Below are 21,230 nucleotides of genomic sequence, written 5' to 3'. Positions count from 1 at the left end.
GCAAGACGAGTTTCCAGTCTGCCGGGAGTGCGCGAATGTCCGAGGAAAGCAACGTCCGTTTCACCGAACGCGAAGCGCTTTTCTATCACAACACGATCCGGCCTGGCAAAATCGAGATCATCGCCTCCAAGCCGATGGCCACGCAGCGCGATCTCAGCCTGGCCTATTCGCCCGGCGTGGCCGTGCCGGTGCTGGCCATCGCGGACAATCCCGCCACGGCCTATGACTATACCGCCAAGGGCAACCTGGTGGCGGTGATTTCCAACGGCACCGCCATCCTGGGCTTGGGCAATCTGGGTGCCTTGGCGTCGAAGCCGGTGATGGAAGGCAAGGCGGTGCTGTTCAAGCGCTTTGCCGATGTCGACTCGATCGACATCGAACTCGCCACCGAAGATCCCGAAGCCTTTATCGAGGCCGTCGCCCTGATGGAGCCCAGCTTTGGCGGGATCAACCTGGAAGACATCAAGGCCCCGGAATGCTTCATCATCGAGCAGGCCCTGCGCGAGCGGCTGAAGATTCCGGTGATGCATGATGACCAGCACGGAACCGCGATCATCACCGCCGCCGGCCTGCTCAATGCCTGCCACCTGACCGGCCGCGCGATGTCCGAGGTCAAGGTCGTGGTCAACGGCGCGGGCGCGGCGGCGATTGCCTGCACCGAGCTGATCAAGGCCATGGGCGTGCGCCACGACAACGTGATCATGTGCGACCGCACGGGCACGATCTATCGCGGCCGTACCGACAGCATGGACCAGTGGAAGAGCGCCCACGCCGTCGATACCCCGGCCCGCACCCTGGAAGAGGCGCTTGATGGCGCCGACATTTTCCTGGGCCTTTCGGCGGCCGACGCGCTCAAGCCCGATTGGGTCAAGAAGATGGCGCCGCAGCCGATCATCTTCGCGATGGCCAACCCCGATCCCGAAATCAATCCCGACGCGGCCAAGGCCGTGCGCCCGGATTGCGTGATCGCCACCGGCCGTTCCGACTATCCCAACCAGGTCAACAACGTCCTGGGTTTCCCGTACATTTTCCGCGGCGCGCTGGATGTGCAGGCCACCGCGATCAACGAGGAAATGAAGATCGCCGCGGCTTCTGCGATCGCCGAACTGGCGCGCGAGCCCGTGCCCGAGGAAGTGGCTGCCGCCTATGGCAAGAACCACCAGTTTGGCCTGGACTACATCATTCCCGCTCCGTTCGATCCGCGCCTGATGGAGCGGGTTTCCTCGGCCGTGGCCAAGGCGGCGATGGAAACCGGCGTGGCGCGCAAGGCGATCGAGGATTTCGAAGCCTATCGCGAAAGCCTCAAGGCGCGGCTCAACCCGACGACCTCGGTGCTCACCAACGTCTATGCCAGCGTCAAGCAGAACCCCAAGCGGGTGGTCTTTGCCGAAGCCGAGCAGGAAGTGGTGCTGCGCGCGGCCATCCAGTTCCGCGATTTCGGCTATGGCACGCCGGTGCTGGTCGGCCGCACCCAGGGCGTGCTCGACAAGCTTTCGGAACTGGGCGTGTCCAACCCGTCCAGCTTTGAAATCCACAACTCCAATGTCTCCCCGCTGGTGGAAGACATGGTGGCTTATCTCTATCCGCGCCTGCAGCGCCGGGGCTTCCTGGAACGCGACGTGCGCCGCATGGTCAACAACGATCGCAATGTCTTTGCCGCGCTGCTGCTGGCGCTGGGCCATGGCGATGCGATGATTTCGGGCACCACCCGCCCGTTTGCGCAGACCATGAAGGAAATTCGCCGCGTGCTGGGGCCCAAGCCCGGGCACCTGCCGTTCGGTGTTCACCTGATGGTGGGCAAGAACCGCACGGTGTTCCTGGCCGATACCACGGTCAACGAGCGCCCCAATGCCGAGGAACTGGCCGATATCGCCATCGAAACAGCCGCCGTCGCCCGCCGCATGGGCCACGAACCGCGCGTGGCGTTCCTGTCCTATTCCACGTTCGGCAATCCCTATGGCAAGTGGCTCGATGCACTGCGCGATGCGGTGGCGATCCTCGATGAACGCCAGCCGGGCTTTGAATACGAAGGCGAAATGGCGCCCGATGCCGCGCTCAACCCGCGCATCATGCAGACCTATCCGTTCTGCCGCCTGTCGGGCCCGGCCAACGTTCTGATCATGCCCGGTCTGCAATCGGCCAATATCTCGGCCAAGCTGCTGCGCGAGCTGGGCGGCAACGCCATGATCGGCCCGATGCTGCTCAACATGGAAAAGCCGGTGCAGATCGCCCCGATGACGGCAACCGCACCCGACCTGCTGACCCTGGCGGTGCTGGCGGCGGCAGGCATCACCGCCTGACAGGGCTGAAGACAAAAAAGGGGGCGCAGGCCATGCGGTCTGCGCCCCCTTTTTTGTGCAAGTTTGATCCGATCAGATCAGCCCGGCGAGCGGGCTCGACGGATCGGCATAGCGGCGCGTGGCCATGCGGCCGGCGAGATAGGCATCGCGCCCGGCCTCGACTGCGGCTTTCATCGCGCGGGCCATGCGGATCGGGTCTTTCGCCTCGGCAATGGCGGTGTTCATCAGCACGCCGGTGCAGCCCAGTTCCATCGCCACGGCGGCATCGCTGGCCGTGCCCACGCCGGCATCGACCAGCACCGGCACCTTGGCCCCTTCCACGATCAGGCGGATCATCACCTTGTTCTGGATGCCCAGGCCCGAGCCGATCGGCGCGCCCAGCGGCATGATCGCCACCGCGCCGGCTTCTTCCAGCTGGCGCGCGGCGATCGGGTCATCGGCGCAATAGACCATCGGCAGGAAGCCTTCCCTGGCCAGCACTTCGGTGGCGCGCAGGGTTTCACGCATATCGGGATAGAGCGTGCGCGCCTCGCCCAGCACTTCCAGCTTGACCAAGTCCCAGCCGCCCGCCTCGCGCGCCAGGCGCAGGGTGCGGATGGCGTCTTCGGCGGTAAAGCAGCCGGCAGTGTTGGGCAGATAGGTGACCTGGCGCGGATCGATATAGTCGGTCAGCATCGGCGCCTTGGGGTCCGACACATTAACGCGGCGCACCGCGACGGTGACGATTTCCGCGCCCGAGGCCGCCAGCGCGGCGGCGTTCTGGGCAAAATCCTTGTACTTGCCGGTGCCCACGATCAGGCGTGAGCGGAAGGTGCGGCCGGCCACGGTCCAGGTATCGTCTGAGGCCACGCCATCGCCATCGCCGCCACCCACGAAATGCACGATCTCCAGCACGTCGCCATCGGCAAGCGGCACCTGCGTCAGGGTGGAGCGTGGCACGATATCGCCATTGCGCTCCACGGCCACCTTGGCCGGATCGAGGTCCAGGGTGCGCACCAGATCGGCAATCGTGCCGGGAGCAGCGCGGCGCGGTTCGCCGTTGAGCGTGAGCGACAGGGTCGAGCTTTGCGGGTTCGTGGCCATGGCTGCGTGCTTTAACGAGGGCACGGCATGGTGCAAGGCTTCAGCAGGCATTCCGCCGCATGTTGACCACATGGGCAGAGGCTACCAGCAGCACGCCGGCGATGGTCAGTACCGATTCGGCCGCGCCGTGGCCGACCATCACCGCCGCCGTCATCAGCGCCAGCCCGGCCAGGCCCAGCGTCAACGGCAGGCGATGGCCGTGGCGCAGCGCGCCCATGCCAATCGTGGCGGCACTGATCACGATCGCCAGGACCAGGCCGATGTGATGGATTTCGGGGTTGAGCAGCACTCCGCCGCCCAGGCCCAGCACGCCAACCAGGAACAGCCCGGCCAGGCAGTGAATCATGCACAGCCCCGAGAGGATCACGCCGAAACGGTCGAGCCGGCTGCGCAGGGTGAGGAGTGCCTGGTTCATGGCGCGCATATATGTAATGTTGTATCATGATTCAAGCGTTTTGACGGAAGGCCGTTGGGGCCCGCTGGGAAGGGCCGTTGGCGACGGGGTGCAAAACCGCGCTTCCCCCAAATGCCACTTGCGCGGTCTGGCGCAAGGCGCGAGAGAACGGCCCATGATGGCTTCCCGCACTGCTTCGCCTGCATCGGCGCCCCATGCTTCTGCCACGCCGCGCGCGCCTGCCACTCAGGCGGTTCCGACGCAGGGCCTTGTGCGCTGGCTGGCCGTGGTGGCCGCGATGATCGTGGCGATCGTGGTGGTGGGTGGGATTACCCGGCTGACCGAATCGGGCGTGTCGATCACCGAATGGAATGTGGTTTCCGGCGCCTTGCCGCCTTTGACCCAGGCGCAGTGGCAGGCCGAATTCGATGCCTATCGCCAGACCCCGCAATATATCCTGGTCAATGGCCCGGCGGGCATGACGCTGGCGACCTACAAGTTCATCTTCTTCTGGGAATGGGTGCACCGCCTCTTGGCGCGCACCATCGGCCTGGCGTTTGCCGCGCCGCTCGCGTGGTTCTGGCTGCGCGGCAAGATCCCGGCCGGCTATGCGCCGCGCCTGCTTGCCCTGCTGGCACTGGGTGCACTGCAAGGGGCAGTGGGCTGGTGGATGGTCAAGTCCGGCATCGTCCACGATGTGAAGGTCAGCCACTATCGCCTGGCGACCCATCTGGGCGTGGCGCTGTTCACCCTGGCGGGGATCGTGTGGACCATGCTCGATCTGCGCGCCCTGGCGCGGGGTGAGGCGCGCGCCCGGTTGACGGGGCTGGGTACGCTCGCGCTGGGCATGCTGGCGCTGCAACTGGTCTATGGCGCGTTCCTGGCCGGCTTGCGCGCAGGCGTGGTGGCGGGCGCCGGGTGGTTTTCGTGGGATGCCTGGCCATTGATGCAGGGCAGCTTCTTTCCTGCCGGCGTGGAATGGGCGCGCGGCGCCTGGGCCACGCTGACCGGCGATCCCTATCTCGTGCACTTCTTCCACCGCTGGTGGGCCTGGGCGGTGGTGGCCGTGCTGGTGGTGATGGCCCGCCGGCTGCGCCGGGCAGGGCAGCGCCGGGCTTCCATCGCCATTCACAGCGCCTTTGGCACGCAGGTGCTGCTGGGCATCGCCACGGTCTATAGTGGGGTTTCGCTGTGGCTGGCGGTGCTGCACCAGTTGTGCGGCGCGATCCTGCTGATCTGCACGGTGTGGGGGGCGCATGCCCTGGGCCGGGTCAAAAACGCGGCCTGATCAGCGCATTTTTGGGAGAGGTATTATTTTACCTCTCCGCAAAGGCCCGGTTTGCTTGACTCTTGGGGCGCTTTGCAACAAAGGCGCGGTTCTTCACCCCGTTTGTGCCAAGTCTGGCACGCGATGGGGTAACCCATCATCCAGGGAACCGAACAGCCATGAAGGCTCTCAGCAAGGTCACCCGGTCGATCAAGCCGGCCGAGGTGGAAAAGAACTGGCATCTTATTGATGCCGAAGGCCTGGTGGTCGGCCGTCTGGCCGTCATCATCGCCAACCGTCTGCGCGGCAAGCACAAGCCCAGCTTCACGCCCCACGTCGATTGCGGCGATCACGTTGTCGTGATCAACGCCGACAAGGTGCGCCTGACGGGCAACAAGCTCAAGGCCAAGACCTATTACAAGCACACCGGCTACGCCGGCGGCATCAAGGAAGTCACCGCGGACAAGGTCCTGGGTGGTCGCTTCCCCGAGCGCGTGCTGGAAAAGGCTGTTGAGCGCATGATCCCCCGTGGTCCGCTCGGCCGCGCCCAGATGCGTGCGCTGCACCTCTATGCCGGTACCGAACACCCGCATGGTGGCACCCAGCCGGTGGCGCTCGACGTCGCCTCGATGAACCGCAAGAACAAGGTGGGTGCCTGATCATGGCCGATAACGACACCGTCTCGAGCCTGGCCGACCTCAAGAACCTGACGTCTGCCGCTCCCGCTCCTGCTGCTGCCGAAGCGCCCGCCGCCGAAGGCGACGCGCCGGTTGCTCCCGCTGCTCCCACCGCCCCGCTGCGCGATCGCGAAGTCGACGCTTTCGGTCGCTCCTATGCCACCGGCCGCCGCAAGGATGCCGTGGCCCGCGTGTGGCTCAAGCCCGGCAGCGGCAAGATCGTGGTCAACGGCCGCGACCAGGAAGTGTACTTCGCCCGTCCGACCCTGCGCCTGGTGATCAACCAGCCGTTCCAGGTTTCGGGCCGCGAAGGCCAGTACGACATCATCGCCACCGTCAAGGGCGGCGGTCTGTCGGGCCAGGCTGGCGCCGTGAAGCACGGCATCGCCCAGGCTCTGTCGAAGTTCGAACCCGCGCTGCGCGGCGCCGTGAAGGCCGCCGGCTTCCTCACCCGCGACAGCCGCGTGGTGGAGCGCAAGAAGTACGGCCGCGCCAAGGCACGCCGCAGCTTCCAGTTCTCGAAGCGCTAATCGCGCTTCGCCTGGCGGTTCTCGAACCACCAGGCACGCTTCGGCAAAGAACGCATCAAGGGCTGGCCTTAGGGCCGGCCCTTTTTGTTTGCAGGTTACGCGCGGGTCAGGATGCTGCGTCCGCATCGGCCGGGCTGCGCAGCGAGGCGAGCAGGACGGCCAGTTCGCTCTGGCGGGTCACGCCGGTCTTGGCGAAAACGTGCTTGAGCTGGGTGCGCACGGTGGCGGGCGAGGCGGCGTGGCGCTGGGCGATATCGGTGGGGGACAGGCCCTGGGCCACGGCGCGGGCGACGCGGGCTTCGGCCGGGGTCAGGTCGAACAGCGCGCGGATCAGGTCGGCGCCCGGCACGCTGGGGTTGCCGGCACTGGCCAGGATGATCACCGCGCCGGCGCTGTCAAAGGCATCGTGGCCAGCCCCGCGCAGCGGCACGAGGTGCAGGGCATGGCGGGCCAGGCCGGCCGCGTCGCGCAAGGGCAGCGAGGCACCGCCGGGGTTGCCGCTGCCGGCCTGTAATCCCATGATCGCGGCGCGCAATTGGCTGTCGCAGGCAGGGTGCAGGGCGCGCAGGGCGCCGGCGCGCTGGGTCAGCAGGTGGTCCATCGCCTGGGTGAAAAGGGCGTTCATCGCCTCGATTCGGCCAACCGGATCGATCACCGCCGCTGCCACGCTCACCAATTCCAGCGCACCGACCGCGGCCGACAGGCGCTGCATCCGCAATTGCGCGCTCAGTGCCAGGGCGCGGGCCAGGTGCGGCCGCAGGCTGTCGAGCTGGCGCGCCGCCGTGCGCGAGGCGGCATGGCTGGAAAAGCCTTCCACTGCCAGGATCAGGCCATCGTCCCCCGCGCCCTGAACCAGCGTTGCCGCGCCGGCGTCGGCACGGTGCGGCGTGAGGAATTGCGCATAGATTGGCAGCGTCGCCAGTTCTTGCGAGGTGTGCAGGTCGCTGTCGGTCAGGAAGCCGGGATGCGCGCCGCGTTCCATCAGGCGGCCCACGCGCGTGTTCTGGGCGTTGAAGCCCTGCTCCATGAACGCCTCGGTCATGGCGCGGACGCCATCGGTGGAGGTGATCGCCATGCCTTGCGGGCCGATGCGGATCAGGTTGCTGCCTTGTGCGCCCAATCGCTCGGCCAGGGACTGCAATACCGCCAGCCAGCGTTCGGGCACGGCCGCCGCTTCATAGATATCGCCGATCAGCCCCGCATCGAACATGCCCGCCAAATCACCTGCCCGCCGTTCCCCACGGGGGGGTTAGCGCAGATTGTGACAGGAAAACAGCCGGCCTGATCAGAGCTGCCGCTTTTCGAGATAGGCGCGGAAGGCCGCGATGCTGTCGGGCACGTCGGCCCGGCCAAAGCCGATGCGGAACCGGTCGGTGGGGACGGGGCCCAGTTCGGAATGATAGATGCCCGAAGGCAGCAACAGCACGCCGGCCTGGGTCACCAGGTCTTCGCAGAACGCGTCCACCGTACCCGGTCCGCGCCAGCGCGGATAGCCCACGCAGCCGCCATCCGATCGCGTCCATTCGAACAGGTGCGGATAATCGGCAAAGAATGCATCGAGCAGGGCAAGGTTGGCGCGCACCAGGGCGTTGTTGCGCCCAACGATGCGCTCGCCTGCACGCAGGGCGATGATGCCCAGCGCTTCGCTCGGCGCAGAGTTGCAGATCGACAGGTAGTGCTTCATCCGCTCCATGCGCGAGAGCAGTTCGTGGTCCTGGCAGGCGATCCAGCCGATGCGCAGCCCCGGCAGGCCATAGGCCTTGGACAGCACATTGAGCGACAGGCCGCGCTCATAGATATCGGCCACTTGCGGCAGGTGCCGCGCCGGATCGGGGCCGAGCAGGCGATAGACCTCGTCGCTGAAGATCCAGATGCCATGGCGCCGGCACAGCGCCACCAGCCCATCGAGCGTGGCGCGATCGGGGATGCAGCCGGTGGGATTGTGCGGGAAATTGATAGACACCAGCCGCGTATTGGGGCGGATGGCAGCGGCCACGCGATCGAGATCGAGCCGCCAGCCATTTTCTGGATCGAGCGGCACCCCCGTGACGGCGCAAAGCGAGAGCGGCACGGTTTCGGCGGCCTGGTAATTGGGCGTGATGACGATGGCGTGATCGTCTGCCCCCAAGAGCACGTGGTTGGTCACATAGATGCCCTCTTCCGCGCCGGCAAAGCACAGCACGTTGTCAGGCGTCATGGTGTCATAGGTGCGGGCGATTTCCGCGCGCAGCACCGGCGCGCCGAACGTCTGGGTATAGCCCAGCCATTGCGCATCGAAGGCGGCGGCATCGGCCGGATCGGCTAGCGCCAGCAGTTCGCGCACGGTCATGCTTTGCGCGTCGGATGCGGTCAGGTGGTGGCGGGCGGCAAATTCCCAGTGCGAGAAATAGGCCTCAAGCCGGAAATCGGGCAGGTTCATGCGCGCGCTCAATTGCCCAGGGCCACAACGCCGCCGGTCGAGCCAAAGCCACCAGCCCCGCGCGCGGTATCGTCCAGTTCGCCCACCTCGAGCCAGGTGCCACGCACCACCGGCGCCAGCACCAGTTGCGCCACGCGATCGCCGCGCTGGATCGAAAAGCTTTCGCTGCCGTGGTTGATCAGGATGACCTTGAGTTCGCCGCGATAGTCGCTGTCGATGGTGCCGGGGGCATTGGGCACGGAAATGCCGTGCTTGAGGGCCAGGCCCGAGCGCGGCCGCACCTGGATTTCGAACCCGTACGGGATCGCCAGGGCCAGGCCAGTGGCCACGGCATGGCGGGCGCCCGGCGCCAGGTCCAGATCCTCGGCCGCAACCACGTCCATCCCGGCAGCACCATCGGTGGCATAGGCGGGCAGGGGCAGCCCCTCGCCATGCGGCAGGCGCTTGAACATGATGGGGACCGGGCTGGAATGCGATGAGACGGTCATGCGGGGGTTCCGTTGGCAAGGGTGTGGGCGATGCGGGCGACGATGGCCTGGGCCACGGCGTCCTTGGGCATTTCGGGCAGGCTGTCCACGCCCTCGGCATCGATGATGTGGACGGTATTGGCCATCCCGCCCATGACGTCGCCCGAAACGTCGTTGGCCACGATCCAGTCTGCCCCCTTGCGCGCGCGCTTGGCCACGGCGTGGGCAATGACATCGTTGGTTTCGGCGGCAAAGCCGACCACCAGCGCGGGCCGGCGCGGATCGCGGCACAGCGTGGCCAGAATATCGGGATTTTCCACCAGGGCGAGCGGCGGCGGGGTGCCACTGCCATCCTTCTTGAGCTTGTGCGCCGGGGCATCGGCGGTGCGCCAATCGGCCACGGCCGCCACCATCACCGCCACGTCTGCAGGCAGGGCAACATCCACCGCCGCAGCCATCTCGCGCGCGGTTTCCACGTCGACGCGGTCAACGCCCGCTGGCGTGGGCAGCGTGACCGGCCCGGCCACCAGCGTCACGCGCGCGCCGGCCTGCGCGGCGGCGGCGGCGATGGCAAAGCCCTGCCGCCCGCTCGATCGGTTGGCGATATAACGCACCGGATCGATCGGTTCGTGGGTGGGGCCGGCCGTCACCAGTACATGGCGCCCGGCGAGTGGGCCAGGGGTGGGTGCGGCGCACGGGCTGGCGCTGTCTGACAACGCGCCTTGGATCGCCGCCCAGATCGCCTCGGGTTCGGGCAGGCGGCCGGGGCCGAATTCGCCACAGGCCATCGCGCCGACATCGGGTTCCACCACGGTCACGCCCGATGCGCGCAAGGTGCCGACGTTGCGCACCGTGGCGGCATGCTGCCACATGCGCACGTTCATCGCCGGCACGGCCAGTACCGGCTTGTCGGTTGCCAGTAGCAGCGTGGTGGCAAGATCGTCGGCAATGCCGGCGGCCATGCGCGCCAGCAGATCGGCCGTGGCCGGGCACACCACCACCAGGTCTGCCTGGCGCGACAGCTGGATATGGCCCATTTCCACTTCGTTCTTCAGATCCCACAGCGTGGTGTGCACGGGATTTTCGCTGAGCGCGGCCAGCGTCATCGCCGTCACGAAATGGGCGCCGCCCTCGGTCAAGACGCAGGTGACATCGCCCCCGCCCTTGCGGATCAGGCGGACGAGTTCGCAGGCCTTGTAGGCGGCAATGCCGCCTCCGACGATCAGCAGGATGCGGGGAGAGGGCGTGGGCGCGATCATGACGCGGCTTGTGCCGCCTTGGCGGTGCGGGCGCAAGGTTTCCTACCGTGATGGCTGGAAAACGGCGGATTTGCGTCGTTCATTTTCTTTGCAAGCTGTCCGAAAGTTTGTCAGACTTGCGACAAATAGAACAGGGCGTTGGAGAGACTCGATGCGTGTGGTGCTGACCGCGCTCGTGCTGCTGGCCGGGCTGGTGGATCTGATCATTGTCGGCTCTTCGCTGCTGACGCCGCATGATGGCGCCGAACTGGCGCGCGCGGCGCATGGTCTTTCGATCATCCGCGCGCATTGCACCTCGTTCTTCAGCGTGGCCGCCGTGGCGATGATCGCCGGCGCACTTTGGCGCAACGGCGATCTGCTGCTGGTGCCCACGTTCATCTTCATCGGCGCCCTGGCCGAACGGCTGGTCAATCTCGTCGCCTTCGGCACCTATGCCAACTGGCTGCTGCCGATGGTGCTGGACGTGGCGCATATTGCCCTGCTGCTGGGCGCGCGGCACGCATTCCGCCAGGCTGAGGAAGACGCGGTGCCTGCACCTGCCCCCGCGCCGCACCGCGCCAACCTGGCCTGAACCGCGATGCCGATCCGCTTTGCCCTGACGGCGCTGGTATTCCTGCTCGGCCTGTTCGATGTCTTCATGGCCGCTTCGTTCTTGTTCACGCCCCACGCCGGTGCGGCGATCCTGGGTGTGAGCGCGGCGGTGCCGGCCGGCTGGGCCACGATCCGCGCCGATTTCACCGCATTTTTTGGCGTGGCGGCGCTTTGCATGATGGTCGGCGCCTGGCGCCGCAACGGCGATCTGCTGCTGGTGCCGGGCCTGCTGTTTGGCGTCGCGCTGCTTGGCCGGGCGCTCGATCTGGCGCTGGTTGGCGCCTATCCGGGATGGGCCCAGCCGATGGCCGTGGAAGCCTTGCACGTCATCGTGCTGGGCGCCGCCTGGCGCATCCTGCCGCACCACCGCGTGGGGGAATTGGCGGGGTAGGGCGCTTTTGCCCTTCGACAGGCTGAGGGCGAACGGAGCCGGAGTGCAAGGAACTGGCTCCGATCCCCGTTCGGGCTGAGCTTGTCGAAGCCCGCCAGCGCTACGCCCGAGCGGCCTTGCCACTCCATCGCCCCGCCCAGCGCAGCACCGCCTTTTGCGCCGGGCGTTCGATCCAGCGGTGCGAGGCAAAGCCGGCCGCCACGGACGCCACCAGGAAGAAGATCAGGAATGCAGGTTGCTGCGCGATGGCGCGGCTACCCAGCGTGGCATCGATCAGCAGCACCAGCGCCACCTGCATCGGGAAATGCCACAGGTAGATGCCATAGGACGCCTCGCCCCACTGCCGGCCAAAGGCGAGCAGGTCGCGCTTGTCGGCCAGGTCGATCGCCAGCGTGGCAAACAGCACGGCAAAGGTTCCGGCCAGGATCGTGGCGTCTTCGGCGTGGTAGCGGGTGGTGGCGATCCAGGCGGCGGCAACGCAGGCCACTGCGCTGCCCAGCAGCACCGGCACCGGCAGCCAGCCCCTGAGCGCGGCGGCATAGACCGCCACGCCCATGAAGAAATAGCCGATGCAGGTCAGCACCGGCTCGTCGGGCCAGCCCAGGAAGAACAGGCGCAGGACGATCACGGCCACTGGCAAGGACACCAGCAAAGGCGCGCGGCGCATCGCCGGCAGCAGCACCCAGAACGCCGCATAGGCGAGGATCTCGGTGGAAAGCGACCAGCTTGGGCCGTTGAACGACTGGTTGTGCTGCCAGCCCCAATAGTGCGCCAAGGGGATGGAAAGCAGGAAATGCTTCCAGTCCTGCTCGTGATAGATGAACGCCGTGCCGTTGATGTGGCTATAAAGCGCCTGCAACCCGGCCACGAGCACCAGCGTCAAGAGGTGCAGTGGCCACAGGCGCGCCACGCGGGCCAGCCAGAACCGCTGCATCGCCGTGCTGTCGGCAAAATAGACATGGGCAAAGACAAAGCCCGAGACCGCCCAGAAATACTGCACCGCCATGTGGCCATAATCGAACAGCCAGCGCAGCGGGTGATAGAGCGGGATCATCGCGGCGCGGTTGACGTGAAAGCCATAGCCGACCGGCGGCACGAAGAAATGCTGGTAATGCCAGAACAGCACGAAGAACGCGGCAATGACGCGTGACAGGTCAAGCGCGTTGAAATGGCGCTTGGCCAGCCGCAGCCCGGGCAACGGTGCCGGGCGCGGTGCAGGACCGGCAGCCACGTTCACGGATGGCGATGCCAATCATCGGCCGGCGGTGGCGGCGGCATATCTTGCGGATGGGGCGGATGCGGATGGTGCCAGGCCTGAAGCCCCAGCACTGCCGCTGCACCCAAGGCTGCGGCCAGGACCAGCCCGGCCCAGCCACCCGATCCGCCTTGCGCCTGGCCATCGCGGCGCTTGCGCTCCCACATCAGGTCGACATGGGGCAGGGGTGGGGCTTCGGGCGCACCGCCCTTGGGCGGGAAGCGTTCCTCGATCCGGCGGATCAGGGCGGGCACGCGCAGCAGCGTGGCGGCATCGTCCTGCACGCGCTGGGCGATCGCGGCTTCTGGCCCCAGTTCGTCGCGGATCCAGTTGCGCACGAACGGCGCTGCCGTTTCCCACATGTTGATATCGGGATCGAGCTGCTGCGCGATCCCTTCGACCATGACCATGGTCTTTTGCAGCAGCAGCAGGTGCGGCTGGGTCTGCATGTCGAAATCGCGGGTGATGGCAAACAGCCCGTCGAGCATCTGGCCGACCGAAAGGTCTTTCACCGGGCGGCCGCGCATCGGCTCGCCCACCGCGCGCAGCGCCGTGGCAAACTCGTCCACCGAGTGATAGCTCGGCACGTATTGCGCTTCGAAATGGATTTCGGCCACGCGCTTGTAGTCGCCCGTGGTCAGGCCATAGAGAATCTCGGCCAGCCACTGCCGCGCCTGGCGATCGATCCGGCCCATGATGCCGAAATCGATCGCGGTGATCGTGCCATCGGCCTCCACGAACAGGTTGCCCTGGTGCATGTCGGCATGGAAATAGCCGCCGCTGATTGCCTGGGTCAGGAAGGCCAGCACCAGGCGGCTGGCCATTTCCTTGCGATCGTGGCCGGCGGCATCGATGGCGTCGAGATTGCTGATCTTGACGCCATCGATCCAGTCCAGCGTCATCACGCGGCCATTGGTGCGGTCCCAATCGATGCCGGGCACACGATAGCCAGGAAAGGCGTGCATGGCATCGGCCAGTTCCGACGCGCTGGCCGCCTCGCGGCGCAAGTCCACCTCGCGCGCGGTCCAGCGCTTGAAATTGGCGATGATCAGGCGCGGGCGCAGGCGCCCGGCCTCGCCGCCCAGCGCTTCCAGATGCGCAGCGGCCCATTCATAGGTCTCGATATCGCGGGCCAGCTTTTCGCGCACGCCGGGGCGCAGCACCTTGACTGCCACCTTGCGCCCGTCGACCGTCCAGGCCTGGTGGACCTGCGCGATCGAGGCGGCGCCGACCGGCTCTTCGTCAAAGCGCGAAAACAGGCTTTCCAGCGGCCGCTCGAAACTCGTTTCGATCTCGCGCCGGATCAGCGCGAAATCGACCGGGGGCAGCTTGTCCTGCAGGGCGAGCAGATTGCGCGCCGCTTCCTCGCCCACCAGATCGGGCCGGGTGGCCAGCGTCTGCCCCAGCTTGATCGCCGCCGGACCGATGGCGCGAAAGGCGCCGGCGTAATCGGGCACTACCGGCTGGCGCGTGCCGAACCGGGCAATGCGGCACAGCCGGCGCACCGGCGCCGGGGTGTTGGGGCTTTCTTCCAGCAGGCGCAACGCGCCGTGGCGCGCCAGGATGCGGCCCCAGCCCAGCAGGCGGCGGATGTGGGTGGCAGGACGGGTCACGGCAAAGGCGCTCGCTTAGACTTTCCAGCCAGAGTGGATCGCCACCAGGCCACCCAGGATCGGTTCCACCTTGGTGTGGCGGAACCCGGCGGCTTTGATCATGCCTTCGAATTCATCCATCTTGGGAAAGCGGCGGATCGATTCGATCAGATAGCGATAGGATTCCGCGTCGCCGGCAATGGCCTGGCCGATCTTGGGCACCAGCTTGTGCGAATAGGCGTCATAGACTTCGGCAAAGCCGGGCCACTGCGTGGTGGAGAATTCCAGGCAGAAGAACCGCCCGCCGAACTTGAGCACGCGGTGCGCCTCGGCCAGGGCCTGGTCGATGCGGGTCACGTTGCGGATGCCGAACGCGATCGTATAGGCATCGAAGAAGCGATCGCCGAACGAGAGTTCCTCGGCATTCTGGCGCGACCACACCAGGCCGTCGATGCCGCGTTGCATCGCCCGCTCGATGCCCACGTCGAGCATGTCCTGGTTGATGTCGGAAACCGTGATCGCGGCGCCCTCCCGCGCCATGCGAAAGGCGATGTCGCCCGTGCCGCCGGCCATGTCGAGAATCTGCTCGCCCTCGCGCGGTTTCACGCGGGCGACGAAGCGGTCCTTCCACACGCGGTGCATGCCGACGGACATGGCATCGTTCATCACGTCGTACTTTTTGGCGACGCTGGAAAACACCGCACCGACGCGGGCGGTCTTTTCCTCAGGGGTGACGTCCTCGTAACCGAAGGACACGCTATCCGGGCTGGTCATGGTTCAGGGCCTTTAAAGGGGAATTGCCGCAGGCGCAAAGCATGATAGCAGGAGCGCACGATGCCCGAACTACCAGAGGTTGAAACCACCGTTCGCGGGCTGGCGAGCATTCTTGCCGGCGAGACGATTTCCCGCGTATCCGTGCGCCGCGCCGATCTGCGGCGTCCGTTTCCGCCAGACCTGGTGCAGGCGCTGACCGGCGCGCGCGTCAGCGGGCTGTCGCGCCGCGCCAAATATGGCCTGATCCACACCGACCGCGCACGCACCATGGTGTTTCACCTCGGCATGTCGGGGCGCTGGCGAATCGACCCTGACGAGATCGGCAAGCACGATCACCTGGTGCTCGAAACCGGCAACGGGCATGTCCTCGCGCTCAACGATGCGCGGCGTTTCGGCTCGGTCGACCTGGTTGACGACGACGCGCTCGATGCCTGGGCGCCGTTTGCCGCGCTGGGGCCCGAACCACTGGGGCCGGGGCTCACGCCGCAGCATCTGGCCCGCGCCTTTGCCGGCCGCATCGCCGCGATCAAGCTCATGCTGCTCGATCAGCGGATCGTCGCCGGGCTCGGCAACATCTATGTGTGCGAGGCGCTGCATCGCGCGCGCATTCATCCCGAGCGCGAGGCTGGCACGGTTTCGCTGCCTGCGCTCAAGCGGCTGGTGCCGGAAATCCGCGCCGTGCTGGAAGAATCGATTGCGGCGGGCGGATCTACCCTGCGCGATTATGCCCGGCCCGATGGCGAACTGGGCTACTTCGCCAAGGATTTCCTCGTCTATGGCCGTGAGGGCGATCCCTGCGCCTGTGGCCGGCCAGTGGCGCGCTTGGTGCAGGGCGGGCGATCGACGTTTTTTTGCGGCGTGTGTCAAAAGTAACATTGCCGAGGTCGATTTCTCTTTAGCGGCTCGTCTGTTACACTACGCCTTCGGGTCAAAACAGGTTGGGTCGCCTTGGTCGGATCGCTGTCTCATCGTATCGTTTTGCTGTGTGCCGCGCTGGCTGGGCTGATCGTGATCCTGGCCGGTGCACTGCTGACGGTGACGGTGCAGATGCACAACGACCTCGGCTGGCTCGATCATTCCTCACGTGTGTTGCGCACGGCCAACCATGCGCTGGGCAGCCTGCGCGTGGCCGAATCCGGCCAGCGCGGTTTTACCCTGACGCACAACCCCGATTTCGCCCGCGCGGTTGGCCCGGCCCTGGCGGCGGCACGGCGCGACAGTGCGGAACTGGTCACCCTGACGACCGACAACGGCGAACAGAACGAGCGGGCGCGTCAGTTGCAGGTGCTGGTCAATGGCCGCGCCGATACGCTGGAGGCGACCGCCAACCTGGCGCGCCGCGGCGCGTTCGACCAGGCGCGCGCGGCGACAGCGGCCGGGCGCGGGCTGGAACTGATGCAACTGGTCGATGCCAAGGTGAACGATCTGCTGCTCGACGAGCGGGCGCTGGCGGGCGATCGCATGGCGGCGGTGGAGCAACTGCTGCGCGTGACGCGCTGGCTGGTCATTCTCGGCACGCCGTTGACGCTGCTGATGCTGGCGCTGGTGGCGCGCTCGCTGATCCTGCGTATCCGCCGCCCGGTGGGCGCGATGCTGGCGGTGATGGGCGATCTTGGCGCCGGGCAGCGCCACGCGCGCATTTCCGGCGAAATGGGCTCGCGCGAGTTTGAGCGGCTGGCCAGTGGCTACAACGCTATGGCCGATGAACTGCAACGCGCCGTGGCCAACCAGGCCGAGGCGGCCGAAAATCTTCAGGCCGCCAATGCCGCGCTCAGCCACAATGCCGATACCCTGCGCGAACGGGGCGAGGTGATCGAGATCCTGGGCGGCATGGCGCATCGCATGCAGGCCGCGCGCACCGACGATGAACTCGCCGCGATCATCCGCGTGTTCGTGCCACGCGTGCTGCCGCAGATTCCCGGCGCGCTGTTCGTGCACAACAATTCGCGCAACCTGCTGGTGCCTACCGCCACCTGGGGCGGGCTGGAATCGGAACAGGCCGGCTTTGCCCCCGAGGAGTGCTGGGCGCTGCGGCGCGGGCAAAGCCACTATGTGGACGAGCCCGGCTCTGACATCGTGTGCCCGCATGTCGGCGCCGGTGCCGATCACTACCACTGCGAACCGCTCCTGGCCGGTGGCGAGGTGATCGGGGTGCTCTATCTCAAGGGCACGATCGGCACCGAAAGCCGCTTTCGCCTGGCGGTGTTGAGCGAGAACATCGCCTCGGCCCTGGTCAACCACCGCCTGCAACGCGGCTTGCGCGAGCAGACCATCCGCGATCCGCTGACCGGTCTGTTCAACCGCCGCTATCTGGAAGAAACGCTAGCCCTGGAAATGGCCCGCGCCTCCCGCTCGGGCGCGCCGCTGACCGTGGTGATGTGCGATATCGACCACTTCAAGCGCTTCAACGACGAATTCGGCCACGATGCCGGTGACCAGGTACTGCAGACCGTGGCCGCCGAACTGCGCCGCCGCTTCCGCGATGGCGATGTGGTCTGCCGCTTTGGCGGCGAGGAGTTCGTGGTGATCGCGCCAGCGACGGACGCCAACGTGCTGTCCGCCAGGGTGGAAGAAGTACGCCAGGCGATCAGCCTGCTGACCGTGCGCCAAGGCGAACGCGCCCTCGGTTCGGTCACCATGTCGTTCGGCCTCGCCACTTGGGCGCCGGGCATGGACCGCGAAGGCGTGGCCCTGCTCAAGGCCGCCGATGCCGCACTCTACGCCGCCAAGCGCGACGGCCGCAACCGCCTGGTGATCGACCCGCAAGCCCTGGCGGCCTGAGGCATCGGCCTGCTGCGGTAGCGGGAATCCAATTGGTAAACTAACAATTTGATTTGATTTCAGTATGTTGAGTGATTCGAAAATCGGTCCATCACGCGTGCCCCTGTCAAGAAAAATGTGACGCGGTTCGGTTCTCACGAGCGGAATCCAATACCCGATTCGGCCGAGTCGCAGACCATATCTTCGCGCCTCATTCCGTCGCTGATTGGCACCGGTGCAGGGGAACAAATTCGGTACGACTGCCGCCCAGAAAATGCTGCAGCAGCTTCAGAGCTTGAAGCGGTGCTCTCGGTGCCACCTGACAAATTGCGGATGCGGGCGATCAGCTTCGCGCTGTGGCAGCAAGATTCGGCCAGTGCCATTGATGACCGATCGAATGCTGTCAGGATCATTGGCCTGCCGCGAAATCATGATGCGCATGTCGTCGTCCAGTCCAATCAGACCTCGGTCGAACATCCAATGTGCGGTGCCGGAAAGGGCCAAGCCGTTGCTCACAATGTCAGGCCCACTGGCTTCCACGGGGCGGATGTGAGCGGCCTCAACTTCGGCCCGCCCGCCACCGTTGATGAGCTTTAGCCCGGTGACGGCACAGCGTTCATCATAGGCTCGCAACACAATTCGGCGAAACACGCGATCGCGCACGACGCGGGAAACGATAGCGGAAACGCGTTCCCTCGCCTCATCGAAAACAAAGGGAGCTGACTCTTCACGAACAATCTGTTCGTCGATTAGGAAATCTGTCCGTGGCAGCAGCGGCTTCTCATCGGCCAGTCCGGCTGCCACGATACGATTGAAGTCGCTGGAAGACAGGCCGCGAACGGCGGCTTGAGCTCGCCCGGATATGGCTCCAACCTCGTTGAGTAGGCCGCGTTCGATCGGCCCATCTTCATCAGAAAATGGAACAGGGCTTGCGAAATCCAGATAGCTGCCGGGCGCGATCAGAGCGAGGTACATGCCGGACGTTGTCGGGTCGGTGATGATACGCTCGACTTTGGCCACTGCGTAGTAGCCTCGCGTGCCTGTAACCTTTCTCGGCTCGTAGTAAATAATCCAGTCGCCGGCGCAGGCTCGGGCGCGTTCCAGATACTGTTTCGGAAACTGGTATCGCTCGGCTGGGGTGTCGTCGTATATCGAATCAGACCGATGGATGAACACGCCGAATGCCATGGCAGAAAGATAGCCCGAAGGCAGGCTTTCGAAAAAGGTTAAAGTTCGCGGCTTAAGATTGGGTAGTATGACGTCGTAGCCTTATTGGCTGCCAATCGAATTGTGTTGTTCGGGTGTGAGCCGCCAACGGCGGGCGAGCATCAGTCAGGGAATTGCCGCCGCAATGCCGGTCGTTCAGGGCTTGTGTTCGGGGCGTCGAAATCGGACTTACATTCACGCTGGCGGCAGTGCCGCCGAAAGACGGGGCCTGGGGCTTTGCGGTAATTCCCTGTGTGGTGACGATCGGCGGCTAACGCCGCCCTTCCGGCAAGGCACCGATATCTCTGGCTCCGAACTGGAAATCCCGTCCAACAGGCGGCACATTGGCACCCATGGAAATTCTCTCAGATGCTCAATTCGCAGCTGCCGTCCTAGAGCTGTTCGAGGGGGCTGGCAGGCTACGCTGTGCGGTTGCGTTTTGGGGACCGGACCTGGCTCGGTTGGCTGCCGCACGCGAGGCCGAGGTCGTTCTCGAGATTCGGATGGGAGGCACCTCTCGCAATGCTTTGACTGCATTCGGACTGCGCCGCGAGGAACTACCTTACACTGATGCCAAGGTCAGGGTCTTGAACAACCTGCACGCCAAGATCTTTATTGGTGATAACAAGGCTATAATCGGATCCGCGAACGCGTCCCGCAACGCGCTTGGCTCAGCAGCCTGTCAACCAGCACTTATGGAGGCGGGTGTGGTCTTCGACCGGAAAACTGACCGCGCTGCCTATGAGCGTCTCGAGAAAATTTATGAGGCCTATTGGGGTTGCTCTCGGGCTATCACGCGCAAAGATTTTGATAGAGCTGTATCTGCGCCTGCCAATCCTGCAGTAAGGGACTGGAGCCTTCATGGGGCGGAGGGTGAGAACTCACTTCTTGCGAAACTGGCCAGAGATCCGCTTCGCTTTGCGGGGAGCGGCTTTCTCTTTGGCGATGCGGACATAGCCGATGATAAGCTGGAAAAGGCAAAATTGGCCTTGGTAGAAGAGACGGGGCAGCCAATCCTTGCTTCTCGACTGAAGCATATCTGCACCTTCGACGCTGGCGATGCTGATGAGATCGAGCTTCGCAAGAGTGTCAGGATTCTCTGGTACTGGTATGGCAGAAAAAAGGGTATTTACGCTTATACTGACGTGGTTCGCGTCGTTGAAAAAGACCACACCGTAAGCTACTTTGGCCGCGATGACTGGGATGCGGTTTTGAGTGATCTCGGTGAGGAAAATACGCCGAAATCAGCCATTTGGGCCGCCGATCGGACCCAAGGGCGGGAGATTTCGTCCCGTGATGGGTTTCCTGTAGGGCGCCGTTGCGTTGCGATGAACTCTGAACATCTATTTGAGTATATCGAAAAACAAGGCTTCGAAACTAACTCAGCGGGAGAGTGAGACGGTCAGTGCGATTGTCAACAGGCCACATTGGGATGGCGTATGTTGGTCGATCGCTGCCAGTGCAGGATAGTGGACGTTGCCCGCCGCGAGAGCGGTCATCCAGAGGCCCTTTTATGCCCGCCGAAAGCGGACATGCGTTCATCTGGCACTCAAGAGCTGATCCCTCCGGCGAATCCGGTGCGGTTCACCCCGTACAAATCGGACCACTTCCATTCTGTGACGGAATACCCTTCGCAGCGAAATGGCATTTAGGCCACCCCAGTAAGCTTCAAAATCGAATTCGCGAGGCGCTTTTCCTTGCTGACGGCAGTGGTATAGAACCGTTCCTCAATACAAAAAATTGCCATTTTAAGGTCATTATCGCTTGTGATTTTGAATGCTCCATCCGCGATCTCGACATCCGCAACGTATTCAGGAAACTCTTGAAGAAGCTGCTCGACGTTCTGCTTTGTATATGCAGCCAGCTTTGCCTGAGCCAGCGCAATGCGCTGCCGGTTCGGCTTGCTCACTTTGTCCGAAGTGAACTCTGGGACGGCTTTGATCACCTCATTTTGCAGGAAGGCATTCACTTCCTCCTCGGTAGCCTCACGGTACATCTCTTCAATCTTGCTGAAAAACGTCTTCAAAATGGAAAAATCAGAAAAATATAGCTCGTCAGAAGCCGTGTCGTGAATTGCGTCGGGAGCATCATTGATCAAGATGATCTTTTCTCCCTCAACAAGAGAGAACTCATCGGACACCGTCATCCATTTCTTCTTGACGATATGAGAGGGAGTCACCCGCTGGTAAAAGCGATATTTACCTTGAATGACGCATAAAAACTTCAAATCCGTAGCCTGATCTTTCTTCAATTGAGGAAAGTCAG

Annotated in this window: 20 protein-coding genes; 9 read left to right on the top strand and 11 right to left on the bottom strand. The window is 64.7% G+C overall.

Features of this window, described 5'->3' with window-relative positions; all coding sequences use genetic code 11:
• Window positions 1–35: 35 nt before the first annotated feature.
• On the top strand, window positions 36–2,300 hold the full coding sequence (locus SCA01S_RS03795; protein WP_062783117.1) for an NADP-dependent malic enzyme: 2,265 nt from the start codon (window positions 36–38) through the stop codon (window positions 2,298–2,300).
• A 72-nt stretch (window positions 2,301–2,372) separates the two neighbouring features.
• Here SCA01S_RS03795 and thiS read toward each other — a convergent pair whose 3' ends face one another.
• Entirely contained in the window at window positions 2,373–3,383 is a 1,011-nt protein-coding gene (thiS, locus tag SCA01S_RS03790) for a sulfur carrier protein ThiS (protein ID WP_084390760.1), read from the bottom strand.
• 40 nt (window positions 3,384–3,423) lie between these two features.
• On the bottom strand, window positions 3,424–3,798 hold the full coding sequence (locus tag SCA01S_RS03785) for a MerC domain-containing protein (protein WP_062783115.1): 375 nt from the start codon (window positions 3,796–3,798) through the stop codon (window positions 3,424–3,426).
• Between the two features lie 157 nt (window positions 3,799–3,955).
• Here SCA01S_RS03785 and SCA01S_RS03780 point away from each other — a divergent pair, with 157 nt between their 5' ends.
• From SCA01S_RS03780 to rpsI, 3 genes are all read left to right on the top strand, one after another.
• Window positions 3,956–5,065: a COX15/CtaA family protein gene (locus SCA01S_RS03780; protein ID WP_082350099.1), complete on the top strand. Its 1,110-nt coding sequence runs from the start codon at window positions 3,956–3,958 to the stop codon at window positions 5,063–5,065.
• Window positions 5,066–5,223: 158 nt separating this feature from the next.
• Window positions 5,224–5,703 (top strand): 50S ribosomal protein L13, encoded by a 480-nt coding sequence (gene rplM, locus SCA01S_RS03775; protein WP_022675321.1) that lies wholly within the window; start codon window positions 5,224–5,226, stop codon window positions 5,701–5,703.
• 2 nt (window positions 5,704–5,705) lie between these two features.
• Entirely contained in the window at window positions 5,706–6,251 is a 546-nt protein-coding gene (gene rpsI, locus SCA01S_RS03770; RefSeq protein WP_062783112.1) for a 30S ribosomal protein S9, read from the top strand.
• 106 nt (window positions 6,252–6,357) lie between these two features.
• Here the strand turns inward: rpsI and SCA01S_RS03765 are convergent, their stop codons facing one another.
• The 4 genes from SCA01S_RS03765 to coaBC form a co-directional block, all read right to left on the bottom strand.
• Window positions 6,358–7,461: a helix-turn-helix transcriptional regulator gene (locus tag SCA01S_RS03765; RefSeq protein WP_062783109.1), complete on the bottom strand. Its 1,104-nt coding sequence runs from the start codon at window positions 7,459–7,461 to the stop codon at window positions 6,358–6,360.
• 75 nt (window positions 7,462–7,536) lie between these two features.
• The gene (locus tag SCA01S_RS03760) at window positions 7,537–8,670 is read right to left on the bottom strand and encodes an aminotransferase class I/II-fold pyridoxal phosphate-dependent enzyme (RefSeq protein WP_062783106.1); all 1,134 of its coding nucleotides are present in this window, start codon (window positions 8,668–8,670) and stop codon (window positions 7,537–7,539) included.
• Between the two features lie 8 nt (window positions 8,671–8,678).
• The gene (dut, locus tag SCA01S_RS03755) at window positions 8,679–9,158 is read right to left on the bottom strand and encodes a dUTP diphosphatase (protein ID WP_054131609.1); all 480 of its coding nucleotides are present in this window, start codon (window positions 9,156–9,158) and stop codon (window positions 8,679–8,681) included.
• A complete protein-coding gene (gene coaBC / locus SCA01S_RS03750) occupies window positions 9,155–10,396 on the bottom strand; it encodes a bifunctional phosphopantothenoylcysteine decarboxylase/phosphopantothenate--cysteine ligase CoaBC (RefSeq protein WP_062783103.1) in 1,242 nt (413 codons plus the stop codon). The genes dut and coaBC overlap by 4 nt, the downstream gene beginning before the upstream one ends.
• 151 nt (window positions 10,397–10,547) lie before the next feature.
• Here coaBC and SCA01S_RS03745 point away from each other — a divergent pair, with 151 nt between their 5' ends.
• Window positions 10,548–10,967 carry a hypothetical protein gene (locus SCA01S_RS03745; protein ID WP_062783100.1) on the top strand — a complete coding sequence of 140 codons (420 nt, stop codon included), beginning with the start codon at window positions 10,548–10,550 and terminating at the stop codon, window positions 10,965–10,967.
• Between the two features lie 6 nt (window positions 10,968–10,973).
• Window positions 10,974–11,378: a hypothetical protein gene (locus tag SCA01S_RS03740; protein WP_211183227.1), complete on the top strand. Its 405-nt coding sequence runs from the start codon at window positions 10,974–10,976 to the stop codon at window positions 11,376–11,378.
• 100 nt (window positions 11,379–11,478) lie between these two features.
• On the opposite strand, the gene SCA01S_RS03735 is transcribed toward SCA01S_RS03740, so the two are convergent.
• The 3 genes from SCA01S_RS03735 to SCA01S_RS03725 are packed head-to-tail and all read right to left on the bottom strand — an operon-like array spanning window position 11,479 to window position 14,999.
• Window positions 11,479–12,609 carry an acyltransferase family protein gene (locus SCA01S_RS03735; protein ID WP_245652432.1) on the bottom strand — a complete coding sequence of 377 codons (1,131 nt, stop codon included), beginning with the start codon at window positions 12,607–12,609 and terminating at the stop codon, window positions 11,479–11,481.
• Window positions 12,610–12,611: 2 nt separating this feature from the next.
• Window positions 12,612–14,246: a 2-polyprenylphenol 6-hydroxylase gene (gene ubiB, locus SCA01S_RS03730; RefSeq protein ID WP_084390759.1), complete on the bottom strand. Its 1,635-nt coding sequence runs from the start codon at window positions 14,244–14,246 to the stop codon at window positions 12,612–12,614.
• 15 nt (window positions 14,247–14,261) lie between these two features.
• Window positions 14,262–14,999, bottom strand: coding sequence for a class I SAM-dependent methyltransferase (locus SCA01S_RS03725; protein ID WP_062783094.1), 738 nt, complete (start codon window positions 14,997–14,999; stop codon window positions 14,262–14,264).
• Window positions 15,000–15,059: 60 nt separating this feature from the next.
• On the opposite strand from SCA01S_RS03725, the gene mutM reads away from it, so the two are divergent.
• Together mutM and SCA01S_RS03715 are read left to right on the top strand one after the other, a co-directional pair.
• Entirely contained in the window at window positions 15,060–15,872 is an 813-nt protein-coding gene (gene mutM / locus SCA01S_RS03720; RefSeq protein WP_062783091.1) for a bifunctional DNA-formamidopyrimidine glycosylase/DNA-(apurinic or apyrimidinic site) lyase, read from the top strand.
• A gap of 75 nt (window positions 15,873–15,947) precedes the next feature.
• A complete protein-coding gene (locus SCA01S_RS03715; protein WP_245652431.1) occupies window positions 15,948–17,780 on the top strand; it encodes a diguanylate cyclase in 1,833 nt (610 codons plus the stop codon).
• Window positions 17,781–18,047: 267 nt separating this feature from the next.
• Here SCA01S_RS03715 and SCA01S_RS03710 read toward each other — a convergent pair whose 3' ends face one another.
• The gene (locus tag SCA01S_RS03710) at window positions 18,048–18,947 is read right to left on the bottom strand and encodes an HNH endonuclease (RefSeq protein ID WP_062783089.1); all 900 of its coding nucleotides are present in this window, start codon (window positions 18,945–18,947) and stop codon (window positions 18,048–18,050) included.
• 371 nt (window positions 18,948–19,318) lie between these two features.
• On the opposite strand from SCA01S_RS03710, the gene SCA01S_RS03705 reads away from it, so the two are divergent.
• On the top strand, window positions 19,319–20,362 hold the full coding sequence (locus SCA01S_RS03705) for a phospholipase D family protein (RefSeq protein ID WP_062783086.1): 1,044 nt from the start codon (window positions 19,319–19,321) through the stop codon (window positions 20,360–20,362).
• A gap of 251 nt (window positions 20,363–20,613) precedes the next feature.
• On the opposite strand, the gene SCA01S_RS22490 is transcribed toward SCA01S_RS03705, so the two are convergent.
• The coding region (locus tag SCA01S_RS22490) for a hypothetical protein (RefSeq protein ID WP_062783083.1) at window positions 20,614–21,230 on the bottom strand (617 nt) is incomplete at its 5' end.

It is taken from the genome of Novosphingobium capsulatum NBRC 12533 (genome assembly GCF_001598375.1).
GTDB classification, from domain to species: domain Bacteria; phylum Pseudomonadota; class Alphaproteobacteria; order Sphingomonadales; family Sphingomonadaceae; genus Novosphingobium; species Novosphingobium capsulatum.
Note: the sequence above shows the minus strand (reverse complement) of the source record. Positions and strands in the feature narration are given on the sequence as shown.